Annotated in this window: 20 protein-coding genes and 4 pseudogenes; 8 read left to right on the top strand and 16 right to left on the bottom strand. The window is 56.2% G+C overall.

All coding sequences use genetic code 11. The features are described from left to right. The 6 genes and pseudogenes from RRF55_RS03825 to RRF55_RS03800 form a co-directional block, all read right to left on the bottom strand. Positions 1 to 1,338: an MFS transporter gene (locus tag RRF55_RS03825; RefSeq protein WP_032414925.1), complete on the bottom strand. Its 1,338-nt coding sequence runs from the start codon at positions 1,336 to 1,338 to the stop codon at positions 1 to 3. Positions 1,339 to 1,473: 135 nt separating this feature from the next. Further along, positions 1,474 to 2,664, bottom strand: a complete 1,191-nt coding sequence (locus tag RRF55_RS03820; protein WP_032414926.1) for a thiolase family protein — start codon at positions 2,662 to 2,664, stop codon at positions 1,474 to 1,476. Between the two features lie 11 nt (positions 2,665 to 2,675). Beyond that, positions 2,676 to 3,410, bottom strand: coding sequence for a 3-oxoacyl-ACP reductase FabG (gene fabG / locus RRF55_RS03815; protein WP_002904841.1), 735 nt, complete (start codon positions 3,408 to 3,410; stop codon positions 2,676 to 2,678). Between the two features lie 11 nt (positions 3,411 to 3,421). Further along, entirely contained in the window at positions 3,422 to 5,014 is a 1,593-nt protein-coding gene (locus RRF55_RS03810; RefSeq protein WP_032414927.1) for an acyl CoA:acetate/3-ketoacid CoA transferase, read from the bottom strand. Further along, positions 5,011 to 6,567 (bottom strand): class I adenylate-forming enzyme family protein, encoded by a 1,557-nt coding sequence (locus RRF55_RS03805; RefSeq protein ID WP_002904845.1) that lies wholly within the window; start codon positions 6,565 to 6,567, stop codon positions 5,011 to 5,013. Before RRF55_RS03805 ends, RRF55_RS03810 begins: the two co-directional genes overlap by 4 nt. Positions 6,568 to 6,815: 248 nt before the next feature. Then, a pseudogene (locus RRF55_RS03800) lies at positions 6,816 to 6,962 on the bottom strand (VOC family protein); the annotation flags it as partial. Between RRF55_RS03800 and RRF55_RS03795 the strand changes: the two are divergent. Together RRF55_RS03795 and RRF55_RS03790 are read left to right on the top strand one after the other, a co-directional pair. Continuing rightward, positions 6,958 to 7,181 (top strand): annotated as a pseudogene (locus RRF55_RS03795) (DeoR/GlpR family DNA-binding transcription regulator); the annotation flags it as partial. The pseudogenes RRF55_RS03800 and RRF55_RS03795 overlap by 5 nt on opposite strands. Beyond that, complete coding sequence (locus RRF55_RS03790) at positions 7,161 to 7,478, top strand: BBE domain-containing protein (RefSeq protein ID WP_306462848.1); 318 nt, start codon at positions 7,161 to 7,163, stop codon at positions 7,476 to 7,478. The pseudogene RRF55_RS03795 and the gene RRF55_RS03790, both read left to right, overlap by 21 nt. Positions 7,479 to 7,533: 55 nt before the next feature. Here the strand turns inward: RRF55_RS03790 and RRF55_RS03785 are convergent, their stop codons facing one another. Next, positions 7,534 to 7,890 carry an MmcQ/YjbR family DNA-binding protein gene (locus tag RRF55_RS03785; RefSeq protein ID WP_032414929.1) on the bottom strand — a complete coding sequence of 119 codons (357 nt, stop codon included), beginning with the start codon at positions 7,888 to 7,890 and terminating at the stop codon, positions 7,534 to 7,536. A gap of 294 nt (positions 7,891 to 8,184) precedes the next feature. Here RRF55_RS03785 and RRF55_RS03780 point away from each other — a divergent pair, with 294 nt between their 5' ends. Further along, a complete protein-coding gene (locus RRF55_RS03780; RefSeq protein WP_032414930.1) occupies positions 8,185 to 9,063 on the top strand; it encodes a LysR family transcriptional regulator in 879 nt (292 codons plus the stop codon). A gap of 14 nt (positions 9,064 to 9,077) precedes the next feature. Here the strand turns inward: RRF55_RS03780 and RRF55_RS03775 are convergent, their stop codons facing one another. Next, positions 9,078 to 9,665, bottom strand: a complete 588-nt coding sequence (locus RRF55_RS03775) for an alpha-ketoglutarate-dependent dioxygenase AlkB (protein WP_032414932.1) — start codon at positions 9,663 to 9,665, stop codon at positions 9,078 to 9,080. Positions 9,666 to 9,700: 35 nt separating this feature from the next. After that, complete coding sequence (locus RRF55_RS03770) at positions 9,701 to 12,118, bottom strand: excinuclease ABC subunit UvrA (protein WP_087830455.1); 2,418 nt, start codon at positions 12,116 to 12,118, stop codon at positions 9,701 to 9,703. A gap of 357 nt (positions 12,119 to 12,475) precedes the next feature. On the opposite strand from RRF55_RS03770, the gene RRF55_RS03765 reads away from it, so the two are divergent. Then, positions 12,476 to 13,096 (top strand): LysR family transcriptional regulator, encoded by a 621-nt coding sequence (locus tag RRF55_RS03765; protein WP_223175340.1) that lies wholly within the window; start codon positions 12,476 to 12,478, stop codon positions 13,094 to 13,096. A gap of 284 nt (positions 13,097 to 13,380) precedes the next feature. After that, positions 13,381 to 13,740 (top strand): annotated as a pseudogene (locus RRF55_RS03760) (nuclease-related domain-containing protein); the annotation flags it as partial. A 280-nt stretch (positions 13,741 to 14,020) separates the two neighbouring features. Here RRF55_RS03760 and RRF55_RS03755 read toward each other — a convergent pair. Further along, a complete protein-coding gene (locus RRF55_RS03755) occupies positions 14,021 to 14,140 on the bottom strand; it encodes a hypothetical protein (protein ID WP_223168828.1) in 120 nt (39 codons plus the stop codon). Here RRF55_RS03755 and RRF55_RS03750 point away from each other — a divergent pair. Both RRF55_RS03750 and RRF55_RS03745 read left to right on the top strand, forming a co-directional pair. Next, complete coding sequence (locus RRF55_RS03750; RefSeq protein WP_077257447.1) at positions 14,105 to 14,209, top strand: helix-turn-helix domain-containing protein; 105 nt, start codon at positions 14,105 to 14,107, stop codon at positions 14,207 to 14,209. The two genes, RRF55_RS03755 and RRF55_RS03750, sit on opposite strands and share 36 nt — an antisense overlap. Before the next feature lie 217 nt (positions 14,210 to 14,426). Then, positions 14,427 to 15,464 (top strand): annotated as a pseudogene (locus RRF55_RS03745) (aldo/keto reductase). A 51-nt stretch (positions 15,465 to 15,515) separates the two neighbouring features. Here RRF55_RS03745 and RRF55_RS03740 read toward each other — a convergent pair. The 3 genes from RRF55_RS03740 to RRF55_RS03730 all read right to left on the bottom strand — a co-directional run bounded on the left by RRF55_RS03740 (position 15,516) and on the right by RRF55_RS03730 (position 18,740). Then, the gene (locus RRF55_RS03740) at positions 15,516 to 16,460 is read right to left on the bottom strand and encodes an SMP-30/gluconolactonase/LRE family protein (RefSeq protein ID WP_032414935.1); all 945 of its coding nucleotides are present in this window, start codon (positions 16,458 to 16,460) and stop codon (positions 15,516 to 15,518) included. A 65-nt stretch (positions 16,461 to 16,525) separates the two neighbouring features. Then, a complete protein-coding gene (locus tag RRF55_RS03735; RefSeq protein WP_004891956.1) occupies positions 16,526 to 17,707 on the bottom strand; it encodes an aldo/keto reductase in 1,182 nt (393 codons plus the stop codon). Between the two features lie 46 nt (positions 17,708 to 17,753). Continuing rightward, the gene (locus RRF55_RS03730) at positions 17,754 to 18,740 is read right to left on the bottom strand and encodes an aldo/keto reductase (RefSeq protein ID WP_004213043.1); all 987 of its coding nucleotides are present in this window, start codon (positions 18,738 to 18,740) and stop codon (positions 17,754 to 17,756) included. Positions 18,741 to 18,956: 216 nt separating this feature from the next. Here RRF55_RS03730 and RRF55_RS03725 point away from each other — a divergent pair, with 216 nt between their 5' ends. Further along, positions 18,957 to 19,865: a LysR family transcriptional regulator gene (locus RRF55_RS03725; protein WP_002904893.1), complete on the top strand. Its 909-nt coding sequence runs from the start codon at positions 18,957 to 18,959 to the stop codon at positions 19,863 to 19,865. Positions 19,866 to 20,045: 180 nt separating this feature from the next. Here the strand turns inward: RRF55_RS03725 and RRF55_RS03720 are convergent, their stop codons facing one another. The 3 genes from RRF55_RS03720 to pgtB form a co-directional block, all read right to left on the bottom strand. Then, on the bottom strand, positions 20,046 to 20,564 hold the full coding sequence (locus RRF55_RS03720) for a GrpB family protein (RefSeq protein ID WP_032414936.1): 519 nt from the start codon (positions 20,562 to 20,564) through the stop codon (positions 20,046 to 20,048). Positions 20,565 to 20,691: 127 nt separating this feature from the next. Further along, positions 20,692 to 21,942 carry a two-component system response regulator PgtA gene (gene pgtA / locus RRF55_RS03715; RefSeq protein WP_032414937.1) on the bottom strand — a complete coding sequence of 417 codons (1,251 nt, stop codon included), beginning with the start codon at positions 21,940 to 21,942 and terminating at the stop codon, positions 20,692 to 20,694. Continuing rightward, positions 21,932 to 23,926, bottom strand: coding sequence for a two-component system sensor histidine kinase PgtB (gene pgtB, locus RRF55_RS03710; RefSeq protein ID WP_004184082.1), 1,995 nt, complete (start codon positions 23,924 to 23,926; stop codon positions 21,932 to 21,934). Before pgtB ends, pgtA begins: the two co-directional genes overlap by 11 nt. Between the last annotated feature and the right edge of the window lie 10 nt (positions 23,927 to 23,936).

Here is a 23,936-nt window from a genome sequence, read left to right as displayed (position 1 = left end):
TTACACTTTTTCACCGTGGGCCTGTTTCGCCGATACGGAGCCTGGGGATGAGGAACTTTTGAGAAACAGGGACACCAGCGCGCCGATAATCAGTAGCGCGACAGCGAACCATAAGCCGGACGTTGCCGCACCGGTGCGGTCCTCAAACGCGCCGAGAATAAACGGCCCGAGAAAGCCCCCGCACAGCCCGAGGCAGTTGAGCAGGCCGAAGCTGCCCGCCAGCATATGCCCGCTCATGATGAACGGGAGCCAGTTAAAGATGATGGATTGCATAGCGAAGAACATGAAAGCGGCCAGCGAGAAGCCAAGCAGCGCCACAGCGTGGCCGGCAATGGCGCCAATCGCCATGCCGGTCGCCATGACCAGATATCCGGCCATCAGCATGCTGCGGGAACGCTGTTCCGTGCGGGCGAATCGCGGCAGCAGGATCCCACCCGCGGCGGCGGCAATCCACGGGATGGCGGTCAGCAGACCAATCTGCAGCGGAGTAAGCTGGCCCCAGCTACCGATGATCCCCGGCAGGAAATAACTCAGGCCGTAAACCGAAAACTGGTGGGTAAAGTAAATCAGCACCAGCAACAAAAACACTCGGGTGGACAGCGCGGTTTTCAGGGAGAAACGGCTCGGCGTATGGCGCGTTTCCTCGGCTTCTTTCGCCAGTACCGCGTTAATGGCTTGCACATCGTCGCTGTCCAGCCAGCGGGCGTCGGCTGGTTTATCCGGCAGTCTGCGCCAGACGACGAACGCCAGCGCTATCGCAGGCAGCCCTTCGATAAAGAACATCCACTGCCAGCCGTGCCAGCCGGACATGCCATCAAGGCTTAATAACAATCCGCCCAAAGGCGCGCCGATAATATTGGCCAGACAGACCCCCAGCAGGAACAGGCCGGTGGCTTTTGCGCGCTCTTCGCGGCCAAACCAGAGGGTGAGGTAGTAAATAATGCCCGGATAGAGTCCCGCTTCGGCGGCGCCGAGCAGAAGGCGCATCACGTAAAAGGACGTAGGCCCGGTGACAAACGCCATACCGCAGGAGAGGATGCCCCAGGTAATCATGATGCGAGCTATCCAGCGCCGTGCGCCAATCCGGGTGAGAAACAGGTTACTGGGGATCTCCAGCACTGCGTAGGTGAGAAAAAACAACCCGGCCCCGAGGCCGAATGCGGTTGCGGAAAGGCCGATATCCACCGACATGGTCGCTTTCGCCATGCCAATATTGGTACGATCAATAAAGCTGATGATGTACGCCACGATAAGCAGCGGCATCAAATGGCGGTAGATTTTTTTATGGGTGCGTTGCAGCTGCGTCCCGTTTACCGCCTTTTCATTTATTGCGGACATGGTTATTATTTCCCCGTATTCGTGGTCAGAAGCCTTGCCGGGATCGAGACGATCCCGTTCGTCAGCTCACAGGTTGTCGCCGGGTGCTGACCCGAACGACGCCCGGCCCGAAGCCCCACTTCGGGCCGTCTTTTGCTAAGCGCCTTCGCGCTCGAACAGCATAGAAATCCCCTGGCCGCCGCCGATGCACATGGTGACCAGACCAGTGCGTGCGCCGCTGCGCGCCATTTCATACATCAGTTTGACCGGCAGAATCGCACCGCTGGCGCCTACCGGGTGGCCGAGGGCGATCGCGCCGCCGTTGACGTTAACGCGGGCCGGGTCGAGACGCAGATCGTTCATCACCGCCAGCGCCTGAGCGGCGAAGGCCTCGTTGAGTTCAATTAAATCAATGGACTGCACATCTATATTGAGACGGTCCATCAGGCGTCGGGTAGCGGGAGAGGGACCAAACCCCATAATCTCCGCTCCGCAGCCGGCGACCGCCCAGCCGCGAATGCGCATGCGCGGGGTTAAGCCGCGTTTTTCCGCCTGCTGGCGGGTCATCATCACCAGCGCCGCCGCGCCGTCGTTAATGCCCGATGAGTTGGCCGCCGTCACCACGCCGTCGGCTTTAAACGCCGGACGCAGCGTGGCGAGCTTTTCACGCGGGGTGTCGCGCGGGTGTTCATCGGTCGCAAACAGGCGGGTCGCTTTTTTGCCGTCCGGCACCTCAAGGGCCAGGATCTGCTCGCGAAAGCGACCCTCCGCGATCGCCTTCAGCGCCTTCTGCTGGCTCGACCAGGCAAAATCGTCCATCGCTTCGCGGGTAATACCGAAGCGTTGCGCGACGTTTTCCGCGGTGATGCCGTTGTGATAAGGGCTTTCCGGCCAGGTGAGAATGGAGATCAGGCCATCTTCCAGCTCGCCATGGCCCATGCGATAGCCATCGCGCGCTTTACGCAGGTAGTAGGGCAGCTGGGTCATATTTTCAGTGCCGCAGGCGACGACCACCTCGGCCTGGCCGCTTTGCAGCTGCATCATGCCGTCCGCCAGGGCCTGAAGTCCGGAGCCGCACTGGCGGTTAACGGAATAGGCGGTGCTCTCCTGCGGGATCCCCGCGCGCAGCTGACAGATGCGGGCGATAAAACCGCTTTCGGCGATTTGCCCGACGTTGCCGACGATCGTTTCGTCGATATCCTGCGGCGCAATCCCGGCGCGGGCGATCGCTTCGCGAATGACGGCGGCCCCAAGGTCATGCTGATGGGTATGTTTAAGACTGCCGTTAAACGTGCCAATAGCGGTACGGACGCCGCTGACAATCACAATATCATTAGCCTGGGTCATTGTTTTTCTCCTTACAGCACCATGCCGCCGCCGACGTTAATCACTTCACCATTGATATAGCGCGCGCCATCGGACGCCAGAAACGCCACGCACTCGCCGACGTCTTTCGCCTCGCCGGCATAACCCGCGGGGATTTTGCTGATCATGATTTGCCAGACGTTTTCCGGTACGCCGCGCGTCATGTCGGTATCGATAAAGCCCGGGCAGATGGCATTCACCGTGACACCTTTTTTCGCCAGTTCGCGGCAGGCGGTTTTGGTCATTCCCACCACGCCGGCTTTTGACGCCGAATAGTTGGTTTGCCCGACGTTGCCAAGCCAGCTGGCGGAAGCGATATTGATAATGCGGCCCGCACCGCGCTCGCGCATGCGGATAGCGGCCTGCTGCATACAGAGGAAAGTGCCTTTCAGGTTAACGTCGATAACCGTGTCCCAGTCCGCTTCCGTTAATTTGTGCAGCATGGCGTCGCGGTTGATTCCGGCGTTATTCACCAGAATGTCTACCGGGCCAAACGCCTCTTCGGCCTGGGAAAACAGGGCTTCGACCTGCGTTTTTTCAGCGATATTGCAGCTGATAAACAGCGCCTGTGCGCCCGATTCGCGCAGGGAAGCGGCGGCGGCTTCGCCGTGTGCATCACGATCGGCGATAATCACTCGCGCGCCTTCCCGCGCAAGCACCTGGGCAATGCCAAAGCCGATACCGCGTGCGGCGCCGGTGACAATGGCGGTTTTACTGGCAAGTTTCATAGCAACGTTCCTTATGAGTCAGAGGATGAATTCCGGGACAGATGTTCCGCGAGACCGCAGGGCGGCGGGGCGAACAATCGGCTGTCCATAACCTGAAGATCCGCGGCGATCGCCGGATGAAAATCCATTTGCGCCAGGATGTCGCGCTCAAGATCGATGCCGGGGGCGATTTCCGTCAGCACCGGTCCTTCCGGGCGCAGTTCGAAAACCGCCCGTTCGGTGACGTAATGCATGGTTTGTCCTTTGGCGCGGGCCAGTTCGCCGTTGTAAGAAATCTGGTTTACCCCGGCGACGAATTTACGCACTTCGCCTTCGCGGCGGATATGCAGCGCCCCGTGTTCACAGGCGATCTCCAGCCCCTTGGCGGTAAAAGAGGAGCAGAACACGACGTGGCGGGCATTCTGGGTGATATCGATAAAACCGCCCGCGCCGGGGCAGGATGCGCCGAGCCGTGTGGCATTGACGTGCCCGTGCGGGTCCATCTCGCCGGCGCCCATAAAGGTGATGTCGACCCCTGCGCCGTTGTAGTAGAGCATTTGATCCTGGTGGCTAATCATCGCGCTCAGATTACGGCCGATACCAAAATCCACGCCACCCGCCTGCTGCCCACCGTAGATCCCTGACTCGACGGTGATGGTGACCTGCTCGCCGAGCTGTTCCTCGTGAATGATGGCGCCAATCACGTCATTGGGAATACCGGTGCCGAGATTGATGACGCAGCCGGGGGTCAGATAGCGGCAGGCAATCCGCCCGATAAGCTTGCGCAGGTCCAGCGGCAGCGGCGCATTCTGCGCGGCGGGCAGCTGGATATCGCCGCACAGCGCTGGGTCGAAGGCCCAGCTTGAAGTCTGGCGGTGATCCGTCTGCGGCTCTTCGCATACCACGATGGCGTCGATCAGGTTGCCGGGAACGGTGATGCTTTTCGGATGCAGCGAGCCTTTCGCTACGCGATATTTCACCTGCGCCAGCACCTTCGCCCCGTAGCGTCTGGCGGCGAGAACGGCGTGCAGGACTTCCAGCTTCATCACCTCTTCATCGGTCGTGAGGTTACCGTCTTCATCAGCATGGGTGCCGCGCACAATGACCACGTCCAGAGGAAGAGCCGGATAAAACAGATATTCGTCGCCGCGAAACGTGACGTGCTCGATCAGATTGGGTCGTTCGCGGGTGCGGGCGTTCATCCTTCCGCCCTCTATGCGCGGATCGACAAAGGTACCGAGACCGACGGGGGAAAGCCGCCCCGGCAGTCCGGCGGCCATCGCGCTATAGAGATGAACGATCTGCCCCTGCGGCAGGCACCAGGCTTCCACTTCGTTGTTGTTGATCATCGCCATCCAGCGCGGCGCCAGGCCCCAGTGCGAACCGATAAGGCGGGTCACCATACCCGGATGGGCAAAGTGCTGGATACCGCGCTGGCGATCGCTTTGCCCCGCGGCATGCAGTAGCGTCAGGTCACGCGGTTCGCCCGCGGTCAGAAAGCGCGCTTCGATGGCGCTTAAAATGGACTCCGCCGCGCCGATAAGCGTCATCCCGACGGTGCAGACGGTGTCGCCGCTGGCGACCCACCGCGCCGCCTCATGGGCGTCGATAAATTTGCTGCTCACTTTTTATCCTCCGTTGATAGCGTGATGATGGATTCTGCGAGACGCGTTTTGAGCTGCTGTTTGCTCACTTTGCCGTTGTGGGTACGCGGTAAAGCACGGGTGAAAATAATGCGCGCCGGTAGCTTAAAACGGGCGATTTTGACCTTCAGCCAGTCGAGGATCTCTTCGCTGGTCAGGTGATGCTGGCCATCCGGCACGATAAACGCCACGGGCTCTTCGCCGTAGACCGGGCTGGGGGTCGGGATGACGGCAACTTCCCGTACTCCCCGATAGGTAGAGAGAATGTTTTCCAGCTCCAGTGAGTAAATTTTCTCGCCGCCGCGATTGATCATGTCCTTGCTGCGGTCTTTGATGTACAGCCAGCCTTCGTCGTCGAGATAGCCCAGATCGCCGGTACAAAACCAGCCCTGCGCATCGCAGCTCGGGCGTCGCTCGCTGTGCTGCCAGTATTCGCGGATCACCACATCGCCTTTTAGCCAGATATGGCCGATTTGTCCGGCGGGGAGGGGCTGCTGGCGATCGTTGCGGATGGTAATGGCGAGACCCGGGATCGCCTGACCTGAACTGCCGCATTTATCGCTGCCCCAGACGTCGCCCGGAAAAATCGTCGCAGGCGAGGTCGTTTCGGTGAGGCCGTAGATCGGCTGAATCGCGGTATGCGGGAACAGGGTTTTTAACTCCTTGATCAGTCCATCGCTCAGGTGGCCCGCGCCGCAGGCAATCGTGCGCAATGCCGGAAAATCGCCGGGATGGCTGGCGCTCTGCTCACGCGCAGCCTGGCAAAGAAGGATAAAAATGGTGGGCGAGCCGTGCAGAAAGGTAATGTTCTGCTCGCGCAGGGTGGTGATCACCTGCGGGGCATTGAACCGATGCTGCAGCCAGATGCTCGCGCCGAGGCTAATAAACAGCGCCAGCAGCGCCGACAGGCCGGTGATGTGATAGATAGGCACCGCCAGGATGGTGCTATCCGCGGCGGTGAGATTCAGTTTTTGCGTATAGGCGTCAATCGCGCAGAGCAGGTTATTGTGGGTGATAATCGCCCCTTTAGGCTCTCCGGTGGTGCCGGAGGTGAACATCATCACCGCCGTATCGTCGCGGTTAACCGGGACCGGCGGGCGGGTCAGCGGTTCGGGAAGGCAGAGCGCCTGCCATTCGCTGAGTGAAACCGCACGCGCGTCGGGGGTGTTTTTCAGCCAGTCCTGCACGGTCGCATCGAACAGGACAACCCGGGGAGCGATATGGCCTACCAGCGCCTCGCTTTCGGCCTGCTTAAGCTTGGTGCTGAAAGGCACCACTTCGATGCCCAAACCCAGCGCGGCAAAAAGGACTTCGCAAAAAGCGGGGTGATTGCCCCAGGCCAGCAGAATACGGTCGCCTTTGCGCAGCGACCAGCCGCGATCAAGCTGCGCCATCGCCCGCTGTACCCGCAGATGAAAATCGCGGTACAGATAGCGCCGATCCTCAAACGCCAGCGCCAGGGCATCCGGGCTGCGGGCGGCGCTGTGGCTCAGGGCCTGGTACAGATTCTGGAAGTCGGCGGAGGTGCTGTTCATGTGTCTCTCCTGATATCGCGTATTGAGTAGGAGTAGTCTGGGGAAATTCAGGAGAGGAAATTGCCGAATGGCTCACAATAGAAAATCAACAAAACAGAAGCAATTTTGTAACATTGCACAATGGGCAGGAGAGACCGGGTGGGGGAGAGATATCCGCGAATCAAACCGACGTGAATAATGCCAGAGGACGCTATCTTTTAGACCCGTATTAACCGGGCCTAAAAGAGTGAAGGGGTCAGCCCTGCCGCTTAGCGTTTACAGGCATCGAACTCGAGCCGTTCGCCATCGGGGCCGCGAATAAGCAGGAAGCGCACGTTGTCTTCTTCTATCGGCCCTTCATCGAGCGGATAACCGAGCGCCGCCAGCCGCTGCTGCACCGCATCCAGGTCGCTGACTAATGATTACCAAATCGCCCGGGAGCCTGAGGCCAGTGCCTCGATTCAAACTATTCTGCTGGGGGGATCGTTAAGAAGGGATACCACTGCGTGGTGGCGATCAACGGACGTTCCATTCTCGACACGCTAAATGTCGATAAAGCATTTATGGGCACCAATTCGCTGTCGCTGAAACACGGCGCCTGCGTGGCCGATATCATGCTGGCAGAAACGAAGAAAGCCGCAAGGGTGGCCACGGGGCACTGCGCATTTGCTCGGCGTGATGACCATTTCAATATGCAGATTGTGGCTGGCTGGCAAACCAGCGCGCAGAAAGTGCTGGCAGATCAATGGATGTCCAGAATTCAGCACATCATGCCCTCCCTGAGTGAAGGCATGTCTTACCCTGCTGTCGTGGGGTCAGAAGGTCAGGAGCGTGCCCGGAACTTTTACGGCCCGTCGCTGGAAAGGCTGCTCAGGCTGAAAAAGCAGTTTGATCCTGACAATCGTTTCCGGGCCCCCTACGGCCTGTTCTGACGTTTCGGCCGGGACGTCAGGCCGGATGGCGCCGCCCGCGGGCGGCGTGAGCGTTCTATTCTGAGGTCAGTTCATGGCTTTCAGCCAGGAGTTCGTGAATTTCTGAGGGCGTCACCGGGCCTGCCAGTACCACACTAACCCAGTGCTCTTTATTCATATGGTAGGCGGGTAAAATACCCTCTTTCCTGCGAAGCGACCCGATATGCTCAGGTCTGACCTTCACTTCCAGCACGTCAACCTCTTCCTCGCTTTTAAGACCCAGTTTTGTACCGGGTACGTTCATGACAATACCAAACCATTTTTCACCATGGTGATGACGCAGCACTACATAGTGAGGCAAATTACTCCATAAATATTCCGGCTCGGACTTAAAGTGCTCCCGGGCATATTTGAACAATGTTTCTCTTTTCATATCCGGCTCCTGGATTGTTTTAGTGACAGGTCAAACAGGTGAGCACGATCCCCTGACTCTGAAAATGCCCGTGCCGCTGCCGCGCCAATACCGCTCCCGGCGCCGGTAATGATGATGTTACGTTCTGAATGGGGCATAGCACTCTCCTTAAGTCGTCTGAATGAAAAAAAAGTATAGGAATGGCTTGCCGGGAAGAAAATGCGTCAAAATGCAGTTCAGAAGTGAAGTTTTGTCATGAATTAACTGTCTGTTGCTATAGTCTGTGCGGACAACTTTTACGGATCGGGTTTACAGATGAATCTTTTCAACGGCATTGAAGCCTTCATACAGGTGGCAGAAAAGGGGAGCTTTGCAGGTGCTGCGCGCCAACTGAACCTTTCACCGTCTGCGGTCAGCAAACTTGTTGCGCGCACTGAAGATGCTCTGGGTACCGTGCTGTTCAACCGCAACACGCGCAGCCTGAGCCTGACGCCGGAAGGCCAGCTTTTCCTGAAAAGAGGCCGGGTGATCCTCAGTGAAATGGCTGCGGCCAAGGCGGATATTGCAGCAGCGGCCGGCACGCCGCGCGGTCAGCTTAAAATCAGCATGCCGAATATCACCTCTTTTTTTCTGCCGCTGATTGGCGGTTTCCAGGAGGCGTATCCCGAAATCGATCTGGAGCTGGATTTCAGCGATCGTGTCGTTGACGTGATTGATGAAGGTTTTGACGTGGTATTTCGCGTGGGGCAGTTGTCTGACTCAAGGCTAACCTCCCGGCAGGTTGCCCGTATCAATATGCAGCTAGTAGCGTCACCGGCGTATGCGGCGAAGAATGGTCTGCCCGACTCGGTCGAAAGCCTTGCGCACCATCACTGCATCCAGTACCGCTATCCCACCACGGGACGGCTGGAAGCCTGGCCCCTTCCTGAGGAGTACAGAGGAAGCCTGAGTTTTTCAAAACGGCTGGTATGTAACAGTGCCGACGCCCGATTAGGTCTGGCGCTCCAGGGGCACGGAATTGCTCTTATGCCCGACCTGCTGTCCGCGCCTTATCTCGCCTCAGGCGATCTGGTTGTGGTTCTGGGGCAGTCTGTGCAAAAAGAGTATCAACTGCACCTGCTTTGGCCCACGAACAAGCATGCCATGCTGCGCCTGCGTGAATTCGTCGACTATTTCCACCATCACCTTTCCTGAACGCGCGGGAGGAATCAACGGCCCGGCTTCGCCCGGTTCACTCGCAGCGTGATAGACCAGCGCGGATACTTCACTGGAGGTACGGCGTGCTGCCATCCCCAGCGGGCCTCGCCGTCGAGCTTATAAATCGAGCGGGGCATTACTTCAAGGCTGACCTTCCGGTGGCTTGTCAGCACGTCGGGCGGCCAGGGCCTGAAGCGGATCGTTGCCGGGTTGCCCAGAGAAATACCGACGATGGTTTCATAGACCGGGACGTCGCGGTGCCATCCCAGCTGCGTGCCGGACAGGTATTCGGTGACGAGCAGATGAGAAATCGCCCCGTGCTCAATCTTCAGCCAGTCGGCGACGCGGTTTCGCAGCGGAACCAGACGTGCATCAAGCGCCGGACTGGGCTTGACAGTATGCGTGTTGAAATCATTAAGCCCGCCGAAGCTGAGAATGCGGACTTTTGATTCATACTCTTTATACCGTGCAGGCATGAGAGGCAGCGTGGCGATAATCTCCAGCAGCCCTTTCTCTTCTTCCGGCGTGAGAAAATCGGCCTGATAAATCAGCCCCGGAATGGAGGGCAGCGCTTCGTCTGCAAACAAATCAAACTGCATGTATCCTCCGAAACCATCACTAAACCTGACCGATATTACTCGTCAGGATCGCCATTCCTTTTTTTTAGCCTGGCCGCCAGCCAGGGCGCGGTGAGGCTGTGTTTACTGCGGCTGACCTCTTCCGGCGTGCCGGTCGCAACAATGCGTCCGCCGTTTTCGCCCGAGCCGGGACCGAGATCGAGTACCCAGTCGGCTTCTGCGGCAATGCGCATATCGTGCTCCGCCATGACCACCGTATCGCCGCGCTGAACCAGCCTGTCGAGAACCCGCATCAGCTTGTCCATATCCGCCGGATGCAACCCCGTGGAGGGCTCGTCCAGCAGATAGAGCGTTTTACCCCGCTGTACGCGCTGCAGCTCCCAGGCGAGCTTAATGCGCTGGCATTCGCCGCCGGACAGTTCGGTGGCGGGTTGTCCCAGTTTCAGGTATCCGAGACCAAGCGCGGCAAGCGCGGCCAGGGAGCGCTGGATGGAGTCATTATTTCTGAACACCTCAACGGCTTCGTCAACGGTGAGGTCCAGCACGTCCGCTATCGTTCTGTTATGCCAGCGGACCTGGAGCGTTTCCTCATTGTAGCGCCGTCCGCCGCAGGCAGAGCAGGGCGCGCTTGCCTCGGGCATAAACATCAGTTCGATAGTGATCTGTCCCTGTCCTTCACAGGAGGGGCAGCGGCCGGCGGGCAGGTTAAAGGAAAAGCGGCTGGCGTCAAAATTCCGCTTTTTCGCCTCGTTGGTATCGGCAAATAGCTTGCGCACGGTATCAAAGAAGCCGGTATAGGTTGCCAGGTTAGAGCGCGGTGTGCGCCCGATGGGTTTCTGGTCGATGCGAACCAGACGTTTCAGGGAGGTCCCGCCTGCCGTGATCTTACCCTGTACCTCCGGCACCAGGTTGTCTTCCTCTGACTCATCATCCTCCGGGGTTTTGTCTAGTCGCTGAAGCAACGCCGGGAGCACCCGGGCCAGAAGGGTGGACTTGCCCGAGCCGGATACGCCGGTGATGGCGGTCATCCGTTCAAGAGGGATGCGGACATCCAGCCCGTGAATGTTATTGCAGGTGATTTGCTCAAGCTCCAGCCAGCGTTCGGGAAGTCGACGCCGGCGCAGGCCCGGACGGTGTTTGTCGAAGAGGTAGCCTGCGGTAGGCGAGCGGGAAATCCGTGCCATCCCGGATGGCGCGCCGTTATAAACGATCTCACCACCCAAGCGCCCGGGGCCCGGCCCCACCTCCGTGAGCCAGTCGGCTTCGGCGATAACGTCCAGATTATGTTCGACAATAACCAGCGAGTTACCGGCCTCCAGAAGCAGACGCAGGGATTGGAGGAGGGCGCGAACATCTTCCGGATGCAGGCCGGCCGCGGGCTCGTCGAGCACGTAGATCACGCCAAACAGACGGGAGATAAGCTGCGTGGCCAGTCGGATACGCTGCAGCTCACCGGACGAGAGCATGGTAGTCCGGCGACCCAGAGAGAGGTGGCCGAGGCCCAGCCTTTCGAGCTGGTCGAGGCGGCCGCAGATATCGGTCGTCATCCTGATGACGGCCTCCCGCAGCGCGGCTTCGCCAGGCATATGCGACGAATGGCCTTCGGCAAAGGGTAAAAGCAACGCCTTTAACTGCGTTATCGTCAGCTCACCCATTTCGGCAATGTCGTGGCCCGCGAAGGTGTAAGCCAGGGCATTTCTGTTGAGCCGCTTGCCGTGGCATTCGTTGCACGGTCCCACGGTGATGAAGCGGGAGAGGCGTTTTTTCACTGAGTCCTTACCGCCCGAATAGCTCTGAAGAAGATATTTTCTGGCACTGGTATAGGTACCGGTATAGGCGGGCTCGGTACCTGCCGCGATCGCCTCCCGGCGCTGCTCCGCATTCAGCCCCATAAAAATCGGCACTGACGGCTGTTCGTCGGTGAAGAGGATCCATTCCCGATCTTTTTCAGCCAGCGTTTCCCACGGGGCATCGATGTCGTAGCCCAGCGAATCAAGGATTGAACGCAGGTTTTTTGCCTGCCAGCCGTTGGGCCAGGAGGCTATTGCCCCTTCGCGGATGCTAAGCGACCCGTCAGGGACAAGCGCGTCGGCCTTAACTTCATGCACCATGCCCATGCCCTGACAGGCAGGGCAAGCGCCCTGCGGATTATTGGGTGAGAAGGCCTCTGCCGGCAGGAACGGGATGTCAGCGGGATGGAGGCCGGCACGGGAAAACAGCAGCCTGAGGGTGACGGAGATCCGCGTCAGGCTGCCGACCGTTGAGCGTTCCTGCGCGCCGGCCCGGCTCTGCTGTAGGGCCACAGCAGGCGGCAACCCGTCTATGCCGTCCACGTCTGGTGCCGAAGCCTGCTCAATCAGGCGCCGCGCGTGCGGCGCGACGGACTCCATAAACCGTCGCTGCGCTTCGGCGTAGAGTGTGTCAAACGCCAGGGAGGATTTACCCGATCCGGATATCCCGGTAAAAACCACCATGGCATCACGGGGAAAGGTGAAGGAAACGTCCCGGAGGTTATGCGTCCTGGCTCCATGTACAGTGACGCCGGTACGGATATCCTCAGGCTGTGCATTTATGCTTTGTGATGGTTTTTCTGATGACATTGGTTCCCCTGATAATGCGTCAGTCTGTCGATATTATTAGTTTCGCCTTTCACGTAAGAGCTCCGCTCTGACTGAAAAGGGCCGGACAGACGGCATGAGAAAAGAACTTCAAGGTTAGTCCCAGGACGCGTATTGGACAATTGCCGGTTTCGGTAATTCAGTCGTGACGAAATGGAATGTCAGAACGGGGTAAGATGGCATAACTGCTACACCTATTTACAGGAGAAGAAGATGAACCTGGTAGACGGTATTGAGGCGTTCGTGAAAATTGCTGATCTGGGCAGCTTCGCGGCCGCCGCGCGCGAGCTGAATATTTCCCCCTCTGCCGTAAGTAAGCTGGTCAGCAAAACAGAAGAAGAGTTGGGTACGCGTCTGCTTAACCGTAACACGCGCGGTTTAAGCCTGACGCCGGAAGGCGAAATGTTTCTTGAGCGCAGCCGGGTAATACTTGATGAGCTGACAGCAGCGAAGGAGGAGCTTTCGTCTGTATCAGGCGAGCCCAGAGGCAAGTTGCGTGTGAGTATGCCCTATATCCCGTCCTTTTTCCTGCCGTTGATCAGCCGCTTTATGGAGCAATATTCGGCAGTAACTCTTGAGGTAGATCTTAGCGACAGGCTGGTTGATGTGGTGGAAGAGGGGTTCGATGCGGTAATACGCGTCGGCCAATTGTCAGACTCCCGGCTGACGGCCCGCTCGCTCGGTAACTGTGCCATGAATCTGGTAGCATCGCCGGACTACATCAGGCGATACGGGATTCCTGCCTGCGTGGAGGATCTCAGTTCCCATATCTGTATCCAGTACCGCTATCCCTCAAGTGGGCGCACGGAGCCTTGGCCACTTACGGTGAATTAAAATTTCTGTTTCGCCACAACACATACGCGACAATTTCCTGTCGTGAAATTGAAAGAAATAAAAAATCAGCAAGATTTATTTTAAAAACATTGATTCAGCAAAGTTTATTTCGTTCCTCACTGGAATGAATGTAATAGTAAGACTCAGATTCTGTCCAGACAATATACCTTATTGATATTTCAGAAGTGACAAAATGGAAATACCACTCAGAGCACAATACCTCTGGGTCTGAAAGAAAACCATACCTGACCTGTGGAAACGTTGACACTTCGTTGGAAGTAGAAATGTGGGATGGTGGCTTACAAGAACAGGAAGTGTTGGCTATCGAGAAAATAAAGGCTGCTTTTTCAGCCAACGTATCTAAGCCTGACAAGCCTGTCCGTGGCGGTTCAATTGGCGAGCAACTACAAAGCTATGGTTTTACCGGCAATGGAATGTTCCCCTGGAAAGGTTATGCAGGTTTTCGATTTGTTGAGGCAAAAAAAGAGGGTGAATTCGATTTAGTTATTGTCACACACTGCAACGTGATCATTGTTGAACTGAAAGATTGGAACCATCAGCCTGTAACCGCGCGCGGTGATACTTGGTATAAGGGTGACATGAACATGGGGCGCTCGCCCGTAAGCGTGACCCGTGGCAAAAAATCATTATAGTATGGTTATGAACAAAGTAACCGACAAACATAACGTCCTGCAAGAAGATAGGGGGATAGGTAAGTGTATGATTAATCGCATTCTGTGGGCGGTTATGAACTAAATGAACGATGAACTAAATTTAACATAATATACATTATGCGCACTCATGTTGTAGTAGCTAACTTGAGATGTCCGTCTCTGAGCAAATAGACATGTCCGCGCTACAGTCTTACCACAGCGATCACTGCTTTCAAAGATAGTTTCCCAATCAAAGGATTCTGATGACGGATCATGCACCGGCATTTTTACTTTGGATGAAGTTAACCGACTCTAAATCATTCATGACGTTGTCGACCGGCGTCTGACCACTCAGATGGCCGCGCAGCGCCTGGGTATTCCCGATCGCCAGTGCCGACGCCTTCTCTCGCGTTACAATCAATCAGGCCCACTGAGTATGCCTAACCGCCGTCGTGGATAACCCAGCAATAACCAGCTGCCTGATGGTCTTGCCCGGTACGCACTCAATATTATCCGCGAATGCTATACCGACTTTGGGCCTAGGCTGGCGTATGAGAATGTTGTCTGCTTGTGAAAAAAACTCATAACACCATTCAATGGCGCATGCTGGTTCCCTTCATACCAGTGCAATACCCTGTCACATACATAATTGCTGGCAATAAAAGAAGGAACACCGAATGAAGTATGTGAATCTGGGTCGTAGCGGGTTGAAAGTCTCCCGTCTTTGTCTCGGTTGTATGAGTTATGGCGAACCTGAACGTTTGCCTCAACCCTGGTCCCTGGATGAAAAGGCGTCACGACCGCTCATTCGTCAGGCGCTTGAAGCCGGCATTAATTTTTTTGATACCGCGAATATCTACTCGGGCGGTAGTTCAGAAGAAATTACAGGAAAAGCGCTGAGAGAGATGGCCAGACGCGACGAGATCGTTGTAGCGACAAAGACCTTCTTTCCGTGGCGCAACTCACCCAATACCGGGTTTCTTTCCCGCAAGGCCATTTTTCAGTCTATTGACGATAGCCTGATGCGCTTAGGCATGGATTATGTGGATCTCTTTCAGATTCACCGCTTTGACCACTCCACGCCTGTTGAAGAGACCATGGAGGCTCTGCATGACCTCGTTAAAGCAGGAAAAGTACGTTACATCGGCGCATCTTCTATGGAAGCCTGGCGCTTTGCAAAAATGCAGCATACCGCTGAGCGTAACGGCTGGACCCGATTTATCACGATGCAACCGCAATACAACCTGCTTTAGCGGGAAGAAGAGCGCGAGATGCTGCCCCTGTGTGAAGACAAGGGCGTTGGGGTGATCCCCTGGAGTCCGATGGCACGCGGCAGGCTCACGCGCGACTGGAGTGTCACGTCCCGACGAACGCAAAACGATGCCTTTGCGTTAAAAATGTATGAGAACGCAGCCCTTCTGGATAAGCCCGTGATTGATGTTGTTGCCAGCATTGCCGAAAAGCACGCGGTGCCAAGAGCTCATGTTGCAATTGCCTGGCTGTTATCAAAATCCGTCATCACAGCACCGATCATTGGCGCAACGAAACCAGAACATCTTTCCACGGCTATCAGCTCGCTGGACTTTTCACTTAGCGATGCCGAAATTACGGAACTGGAAGCTCGCTATCTGCCGCACCCCGTTGACGGGATCATTCCCCCGCTTCCGGATACGCCGCCTTCCCTCACGCCGCCTTCAGCGTTCCAGAACTATTAACACCCTGCCCTGGCCCGGCGTTGCCGGGTCTCCCAGACCACACATTCCCGGTCACTGATGTGAAAAGGGAAACGGTGCCGGCGCGTATGCGCCCGATCGAAAAATCATCGCGCCACCAGGTTCGGTCCCGCTGTTGGCGACAATAAACAACTCGCGATGCCCGGGGCGGATCGCCAGGCTTGTCGATTTAAGGTTACGGCCTTTGTCGCGGTCAGGCAGCACAATTTGCCCAATAGGCAGTCCGTTGCGGTTGAAGACCATGACGCGGCCCTGGCCTGAGATGGCCACATATACATTGCCTTCGCTGTCGACACGGGCCCCGTCTGGCGCCGGCCCGGTGAACTGATAGGTAACAACTGAACCAAACGGGGCGACCGTGGTGGCGTCTGACAGTCTTACGCGATGAAGCCTGTTTTTAGCGTGTTCTGTGGCCCATATCTGAGAGCCGACGGGGTCAATCGCTATGCCGTTCCCGACCGCGAGTCCAGGCAGGATGGCATGAATTGACCCGACATTGGGACTAACGTAGAACACCCCACCCTGTGGATCGGCTGAATTTCCCCGGCTGTCAGTGAAATAAAATCCGCCCTGATTATCAAAGACCAGGTCGTTGACAAGAAATCCGGCATCAGGAGCAACAATCATCTGCTCACGGGTGCCGTTGGGTTCGATAGCCCGAACAGAACCTCGCTGCATATCGCCCACCGAGGCGATAAAGATCCGTCCATCTTTGTGTACCGCCAGGCCGGAAGCACCGAATGAATTCTCCTTAAGGACAATGGAAAGCTGCCGCTCCGGGGTTAGCTTAAACACGCGCCCCGTCGCCACATCAACAAACAGCAGGTTATTGTTCCGATCGAACACGATCCCTTCGAGCACGAGCGACGCCTGTGAAACGTTGAAGTACGGCTGGGCCTCCACGGTCTGGAGAGGACGCTCCCAGGGCGGTATGGGGACGGCACTGCATGTAAGCGCGTTATGATTTAGTCCATTCATGTGGTTTATCCCCGGCAATAATACAGAGGGAGACTTCACCTGCAGTCTCCCTGTGACAGCAGGTATTAACTTTTATCAAACTGACTTTCGGTAAACGGATCGGCGCGACCGCCCTGCAATGGGATTTTGGCAAGCGCCGCATCGATTTCGCGTAGCTCGCTGTCCGTCAACCGGACTTGCGGTGCGCCGCTGTTTTCTATCAGGTGCGGATATTGCGTCGTACCCGGGATAGGGACAATCCAGGGCCGCTGGGCCATTACCCAGGCCAGCGCGAACTGAACCGGAGTGGTGTTTTTGCGACGGGCCCACGACTGCGCGAATTCAAGCAGCACCATGTTTTTGGCCAGGGCATCGGGCTGGAAGCGTGGCAGGTTATGCCGCCGATCGGTGCTGTCGAACCGCTGGCTTGGATTGACTGCTCCGGCGAGGAAGCTGCGGGCAGTCGGGCAGTAAGGTACGAAACCGATACCCAGCTCTTCGAGCGTTGGAAATATTCGCGTCTCTGGTTCCCGCCACCACATGGCATACTCACTCTGCACCGCAGTCACAGGGAGTACCGCATGTGCGCGGCGAATTGTCCTGGCACTCGCTTCCGACAGTCCCCAGTGTTTCACTTTACCCTCCTGGATCAACGCCTTCACGGTTTCCGCCACATCCTCGATCGGCACATTCGGATCGGGGCGATGCTGATAGAGAAGATCGATGTGGTCCGTTTTCAGACGCTTTAGCGAGCCTTCTACGGCGCGGCGGATATGGTCAGGATGGCTGTTAAGGGAAGTGGGCTTCCCCTCCTCCACGCCGAAGCCGAACTTGGTGGCAATCACCACACGATCGCGAACAGGGGCCAGTGCTTCCCCGACAAATTCTTCACTGAGATGGGGGCCGTAGACCTCGGCAGTATCAAAGAACGTGATACCTTGTTCGAAGGCTGCCCGGATAAGCGAAACCATGGCTTTACGATCGCGCGGACCTCCGCCGTAATAACCCACCATCGGCAGGCACCCGAGTCCCATGCTGGACACCTCCAGCGAGCCGAGTTTACGCGTGGTTAAGGTTTCCTTCCGGACGGGAGCAGCATCCGAAGGGGCGTTCGGCGTGTCCTGACCAGCCGGTTTCGCCATCACGGCGCCGCTCCTGCCAAGGGTGGTTGCGGCCAAAGCCAGACCGGCGCCGGCGATCAGAAAATTGCGCCGGTCCCGGGAAGCGGGTACGGCAGCAGAAGGCTGGTCATGCATCATCTTGCTCATAAACTGGAACTCCCTATAACGAAGAAAGGATTCATTAATTTGGTCATTACCAGGCATAAGCCTGGGGCGCTTCTCCCCCGGGGCCGGGCCAGATTTCGTCGAGACAGCTCATGGTGTCGTCTGATAGCGTGACTGTCGTTGCGTGAAGCGCCTGCTGGAGTTGTTCGACCGTACGAGGCCCAATCAGTGGAGCGGTAACGACAGGATTCTGCAGGAGCCAGGCCAGGGCCACATCGGAGGGGGTTTCGCCGAGGTCCTCACATAATCCCTCGTAGGCTTCCAGCTGCGGACGATACTGTTCGATTAGACGGGCAAACGCGGGCCTGGCACGGCGCCCGCTTGCCATCTTTTTCAGTACGCCGCCAAGCAGCCCTCCGGCAAGCGGGCTCCAGGGGATCAACCCCAGGCCAAAATGGCGGCATGCGGGAATGACCTCCAGCTCAACAGTTCGGGCAGTCAGATTGTAAAGACTTTGCTCGGCGACCAGGCCCAGGAAATGACGGGCCGTGGCGACTGACTGCGCAGTCGCAATGTCCCAGCCCGCGAAATTGCTGCTACCGATATAAAGAACCTTTCCCTGCTGAACAAGCAGTTCCATGGCCTGCCAGATCTCTTCCCACGGCGTATGACGATCGATGTGATGCATCTGATAGACGTCAATATGGTCGGTCTTAAGCCGTCGCAAACTGTCCTCGCAGGCTTTGCGAATATGGTAAGCAGAAAGCCGGCGATCGTTCGGGCCCGGTCCCATAGGCTGATAGACTTTTGTCGCCAGAACGATGCGTTCACGGCGGCCACCCTGCTGAAGCCAGCGACCAATAATTTCCTCGGACAGCCCCGAGCCTTGCTGGATATCGGGAGATTGTTCAGTGCCATACACGTCTGCTGTATCAATGAAATTGATACCCGCCTCAAGCGCCTCATCCAGAATGCGGGCGCTGGTCTTCTCGTCGGTGACGTCACCAAAATTCATGGTTCCGAGACAAAGGCGGCTGACTTTCAGGCCGGTGCGGCCAAGATGCGTATAGTTCATAAACGGCTCCGTTAGATGAGTGTTCCGCCCTGGCCTACCAGCCAGAGCGCATGATTTTCAAGAATAACGAAGCACAACGTGTACAGTGAGTGGACGTGCATGAATGGACTTGTGAAAAAAATTCAGCAATGGATTAGCCCTAATCGGTCTAAGGTGTATATTATTTCTTCATCAACGCATTCGGGTTTTAACGCCGCATAAGGAAAACTATTCTGTATGCAAATAAGCAGAGCTGATGTTGCCGATCTTATTTATTTCATGGCGATTGCACGTCATCGCAGCTTCAGCCGTGCGGCAATTGAATTAGGCGTCAGTGCATCAGCGCTGAGTCATGCCCTGAAGGGACTGGAAACCCGGCTCGGAGTTCGCCTGCTTAATCGCACGACCAAGAGCGTTACCCCTACGGCAGCTGGTGAGGAACTGGTTCAGTCTGTTCTTCAGCCTTTCGACACCATAGAAGGCGCGCTTGAATCGCTTAACCGGTATCGCAATACCCCTACCGGACGTATCCGCATCAATGCAGCCGTTGAAGCGGCAAATCTTTTGCTTGCGCCGGTCATGCCCGCTTTTATGGATCGCTATCCCGATATTGAAATCGATATTGTGGCCAGCAACCGTATGGTTGACGTGACTGATGCGGGCTTCGATGCCGGCATCCGCTATGGTGGCACCGTCCCGGAGGACATGGTTGCCCGGCGTTTATCTGCCGATATTCGCTGGGTTATCGCGGCCTCCCCTGATTACCTGGAACGCTACGGAACGCCTGAACATCCGGATGATTTATTACACCATCGCTGCATCAGCAATCGTCTCGGTGACGATCGGGTTTATCGCTGGGAACTTGCGCGAGACGGCGAAACATACCAAATGACGGTGCCAGGCTCAGTGACGGTCAATCATGCCGAAACGGGTCTGGTGGCCGTATTGGGCGGGGCTGGCCTGATGTATTTTCCGGAGCCTCTTGTTGCACCCTATGTCAAGGATGGACGGCTCCGTCTGGTGCTTACGGAATGGTCCCCACTAGAGGAAGGTTTTCATATCTATTATTCAAGCCGCCGGCAATTGCCGACCGGGCTTCGCCTTCTGATTGAGTTCATACAGGAGGCCAGGCCGCTGGGGTTGTGAAATAGTGCCTCCATACTGAACGATGCGTTATCGGCTTTATCGCCCCGTCGCTTATTCAGAATGCTCAGTTGCAGGAAGCCGCAGGGAGTCTGCAAGGCGTGCTGTTTGCTAATAATGGAGAAACAAGAGGTAACGCTGTGAAAAATTACAAAAAAACATGGGTTGTAGTTTATTTGAAGGCTAGCCCAGGTGACCCGCATCAATAAGCGCCATACGAAGATGTTTCTGAATGAAATCCGCTTTATAAATGCTGTATCGGTGGCTGTCATTTTCACATAATAACATCGCGCTTTTTTTCATTAAAGCGTACTGAATGGCTACGTCATTGTGTTTAATAAGGTAATCACGGAATGCCAGGTGTTTTATGATTTGAGCATCCCCGGTGGCAAACGCATGGATATGATGACTACGCTGATTTCCACCTTTTGTAAAGTACCTACGATTTAAAATGCCGTTTTCACCACGCACAGTATATCCTACACCCTCCATTGCCTGATTCAAACGGTCCAGTTCTTCAAGATTAGCAACTTCGATTAATATATCTATTACTGGCTTAGCTGATAATCCAGGCACCGAGGTGCTACCAATATGATGAATCCGGGATATCACTTTACCAAGCGTCATCTGCAACAGAGTACGTTCGTTCTCAAATAAAGCCGGCCACATCTCATCATAATCAACTACAGTCAATATTCGCATGTTCAACATTCACACCTTTTAAGGAAATTTAAGCAGTCACAATAACATAAATCGCCTCTGCTGACTTGAAGGCATTTATAATCTGTATCTGTCCTCATAATTTTCAACCATCGTCTGACAAGATGCCCTAAACCCCTTTGTAGTGCTCTTTATTCAGACCATACTTCTTCATTCTGAGATAAAGTTTTTTACGCGGTATCAGCAGATACTCCGCCACCTCATTAATACGTCCCTGGTGGATATTCAGCGCTTCGGTGATGATCTGCCGTTCGACGTCCTCAACCCGCTGATCCAGCGGCGTCGGCTCGCCGATGTGCATCAGCGGATTAACCGTTTCTGCGAGCGGTAATACGCCCACTGCAAACAGCTCGGCGGCGTTCGCCAGTTCGCGAACGTTATTTGGCCACACCCGGCGCATCATCCCCTTCAACAGACCAGCATCCACCTCCGGGACGGAATGATTCAGCCGTTGACAGGTTTTTTGCAAATAGTGATGAAACAGCGGCTCGATATCATCAGGTCGCTTTGACAGAGGCTGGCAGCCAATTTGCGTCATCGCGAAGCAGTAATAGAGTTCCGCCACTATCTGGCTGCTGGCGGCCAACTCCACCAGCGAAGCGCTACCGATACCAATCAGGCGAAAAGGCCGCTTCTCATAACTCTGCAGCTGTACCAGCTGATGCTGTTGCTCGTGAGTCAGATGCTCGGGGTGACTTAAGACCAGCGTCCCGCCCTGGGCCTGGGCGATCAGTTCATTAAGCGTATGGGCGTTAGCCGGAGTCAGCTCGCAGGCGATAAACGGACCTTCAGCGTGCCGTCCTAACTGGTGCAGGTAACGCGCGCCGGTCATGCGGCCGGTTCCCGGCTCGCCGTAAAGCCATACCGCAATATCCGTTTCTGCCAGCTGCTGAAGGCGCTGGCGATACCGAACCGTCCATTGGCTGCGGCCAATAAGCTCAACCTGTAATTTTTGCTGACAATACTGGCGACGGGCGATAACCGATTGCCTCTGACGCAGCGCGGCGTCCACCAGCGTGAGCAGTTTGCCCGGATCGATCGGCTTTTGCAGGAAATCCCAGGCCCCTTTTTTCACCGCCTCCACCGCCATCGGCACATCGCCGTGACCGGTGATAAGCAGAATCGGCAGCAGATCGTCATCCTGATGAAACAACGTCATTAAATCGATACCGGAGCAGCCGGGCATGCAGACATCGCTTAAAACGATGCCGGGCCAGTCCTTCGGCACCTGCTCCCGCGCATCAAACGGATTATTACAGGCACTGACATGATACCCCGCTTGCTCAAGCAGCTGCGTATAGGCATCCAGCACATCGGCATCATCGTCAATCAGCAGAATCGAACAGTTATTACTCAACATCTTTTACATCCGTCAAATTGAATTCCAGCACCACGCAGGCACTGCGTGTAAACGTCGACGCCAGGCGCAACGCCCCTTCCATTTGCGTCATCAGCGAAACACATATCGAAAGCCCTATTCCGAGCCCCACGGTTTTACTGGTAGTGAACGGCTTTAACAGCGAAGGGAGTAAGGCCGCAGGCCAGCCAGGGCCGTTATCGGCAATCAACACGCACAGCCTTCCGCCCTGGATTTGCCAGCTCACGGTGATTTGCGCGGCGTGCGGGCAGGCGTCGAGGGCATTGGACAGCACGTTCACCAGCACCTGATGGACGCGCACTTCGTCCCCCAGGATCCAGACAGTGTCATCCGGTATCACCAGCGTCCCCTGCTGAGGCTTATGACGCATCGCCAGCAGTTCCCACGCCACGGTAAACGTCTGACGCAAATCGACCGGATGCAGCGGCGTTTCCAGTTCTGCGCGGCGGGTAAACTGGCGCAGGGAGCGGATAATCGCGTCAATGCGGTTGATCAGCCCTTCTGCTTTGCTTAACGTCGTCCGCGCCTGCTCCGCCTGTCCCTGTTCGATCGCCCTTCCCGCCGTAAAAAGATACATCGACAGCGCGTTCAGCGGCTGATTAATCTCATGCGCCAGGGTGGTCATCGTCTGCCCCACCACCGCCAGTTTAGCGGTCTGGATCAGCTCGTCCTGCGTGGCGCGCAGATCGGCCTCAATCGCTTTTCGCTCGCCAATCTCCTGTTCCAGCTGCTGTTTTTGCGCATTAAGCTGACCCAGGGTATGACGAAGCAAACCGGCAATACGTCCCAGCTCGTCGCGCCCGTAAACCGGAATGGTCGCCTCGGTCCGGCCCAGACCAATCTGCACCACCGCCTGATTCAGCGCGGTAAAGCGTTTCACCAGCCGCGAGCGAATAAAATAATGGTTCAGCCCCCATGCCAGCAGCAGCGCCAGCAACGTCGCCACCAGGATTAACCCGCCGCTGACCCGGACAATCTGCGCCATACGCTGATTAAACATCTGCATCTGCTGGTGACTGCTGCCAAGCTGGGCTTCCAGCAGCGTTCTGAAGCGCCCCAGCGTCGCTTCTCTGGACCGGCTGGCTTCCACGAGCGCTTTTTGCGCGCTAACATAGTCGCGCATGGTATCCGGCATATTATTTTTCACCATGCCAATTTCCAGCAGCTCATCAATCGTTTGTCGCAGGGTAATGGTGCTCGGCCAGTCATCCAGCGCACGGATATTTTCATCCGCCGTTTTTTTCAGGTTTTCAAGATAGCGGATATGCGTCTCCACCAGCATGCCGTCATCATTCCCGGATTTCAGTTCATTGAGCCTGTCGCGCAGGTCGTCAACGATCTGATTTTCAATACGAGCCAGGGTATAGACCTGCTGCTGTTCATTCTGCACTTCCCGGGCGCGTTTCAGATACTGCCTCGCATCCCCCTGTCGGGCTTCAATCTGATCGAGCAGCGTTCCCTGTTGCCAGGTAAAATCCTGCACCAGCGAATTCAGCTCGGTGGTGAAATCATCGTGCAGCCAGTCGATCCGCGCCGCAAGCTCTCCCACCTTTTCACGAACCAGAAACATGTTGTAGAGCACGCGATCCAGTTCCGCCAGCAGCGCGCGGCTGTCCTGCAATATCACCCCCAACTGCTGGCGTTCTGCCGGCGACAACCCCTGACTTAGCCGTTCTATTTTGTCCAGATGCTGGATAATCTGGTTGCGCAGCTGCAGTCGTACCGTGGTATTTGGCGCCAGCAGAAATTCATTGAGCTGATCGACCACCAGGTTGAGATTCCCTTCAATCAGAAAAGCCGCATGGATGCGCGGAAAATACTCATCCAGCGAATAGCGGATCTGCGAACTTTGTTCATGCCAGGAATAGAGGCTTACGCTGCTGACAATCAGCGTAAGCAGCGCCCCGGTCAGAAATGCCCCGCGCAGACTGCTACTGATACTGATTTGCCGCAGGCGTTGCAGCATGGACCTGTCC

The sequence above is a fragment of the Klebsiella sp. K47 genome (genome assembly GCF_051858335.1).
GTDB lineage: Bacteria > Pseudomonadota > Gammaproteobacteria > Enterobacterales > Enterobacteriaceae > Klebsiella > Klebsiella pneumoniae.
Note: the sequence above shows the minus strand (reverse complement) of the source record. Positions and strands in the feature narration are given on the sequence as shown.

Bases quoted from the DNA above. Each gene is read 5' to 3' on its own strand.
- pgtB (WP_004184082.1), bottom strand. From the start codon at position 23,926: ATGCTGCAACGCCTGCGGCAAATCAGTATCAGTAGCAGTCTGCGCGGG.
- RRF55_RS03785 (WP_032414929.1), bottom strand. From the start codon at position 7,890: ATGAAAAGAGAAACATTGTTCAAATATGCCCGGGAGCACTTTAAGTCC.
- RRF55_RS03805 (WP_002904845.1), bottom strand. From the start codon at position 6,567: ATGAACAGCACCTCCGCCGACTTCCAGAATCTGTACCAGGCCCTGAGC.
- RRF55_RS03770 (WP_087830455.1), bottom strand. From the start codon at position 12,118: ATGGTGGTTTTTACCGGGATATCCGGATCGGGTAAATCCTCCCTGGCG.
- RRF55_RS03740 (WP_032414935.1), bottom strand. From the start codon at position 16,460: ATGAATGGACTAAATCATAACGCGCTTACATGCAGTGCCGTCCCCATA.
- RRF55_RS03750 (WP_077257447.1), top strand. From the start codon at position 14,105: ATGGCCGCGCAGCGCCTGGGTATTCCCGATCGCCAGTGCCGACGCCTT.
- RRF55_RS03820 (WP_032414926.1), bottom strand. From the start codon at position 2,664: ATGACCCAGGCTAATGATATTGTGATTGTCAGCGGCGTCCGTACCGCT.
- RRF55_RS03825 (WP_032414925.1), bottom strand. From the start codon at position 1,338: ATGTCCGCAATAAATGAAAAGGCGGTAAACGGGACGCAGCTGCAACGC.
- RRF55_RS03725 (WP_002904893.1), top strand. From the start codon at position 18,957: ATGCAAATAAGCAGAGCTGATGTTGCCGATCTTATTTATTTCATGGCG.
- RRF55_RS03775 (WP_032414932.1), bottom strand. From the start codon at position 9,665: ATGCAGTTTGATTTGTTTGCAGACGAAGCGCTGCCCTCCATTCCGGGG.
- RRF55_RS03780 (WP_032414930.1), top strand. From the start codon at position 8,185: ATGAATCTTTTCAACGGCATTGAAGCCTTCATACAGGTGGCAGAAAAG.
- pgtA (WP_032414937.1), bottom strand. From the start codon at position 21,942: ATGTTGAGTAATAACTGTTCGATTCTGCTGATTGACGATGATGCCGAT.
- RRF55_RS03735 (WP_004891956.1), bottom strand. From the start codon at position 17,707: ATGAGCAAGATGATGCATGACCAGCCTTCTGCTGCCGTACCCGCTTCC.
- RRF55_RS03730 (WP_004213043.1), bottom strand. From the start codon at position 18,740: ATGAACTATACGCATCTTGGCCGCACCGGCCTGAAAGTCAGCCGCCTT.
- RRF55_RS03765 (WP_223175340.1), top strand. From the start codon at position 12,476: ATGAACCTGGTAGACGGTATTGAGGCGTTCGTGAAAATTGCTGATCTG.
- RRF55_RS03720 (WP_032414936.1), bottom strand. From the start codon at position 20,564: ATGCGAATATTGACTGTAGTTGATTATGATGAGATGTGGCCGGCTTTA.
- fabG (WP_002904841.1), bottom strand. From the start codon at position 3,410: ATGAAACTTGCCAGTAAAACCGCCATTGTCACCGGCGCCGCACGCGGT.
- RRF55_RS03790 (WP_306462848.1), top strand. From the start codon at position 7,161: ATGCTGGCAGAAACGAAGAAAGCCGCAAGGGTGGCCACGGGGCACTGC.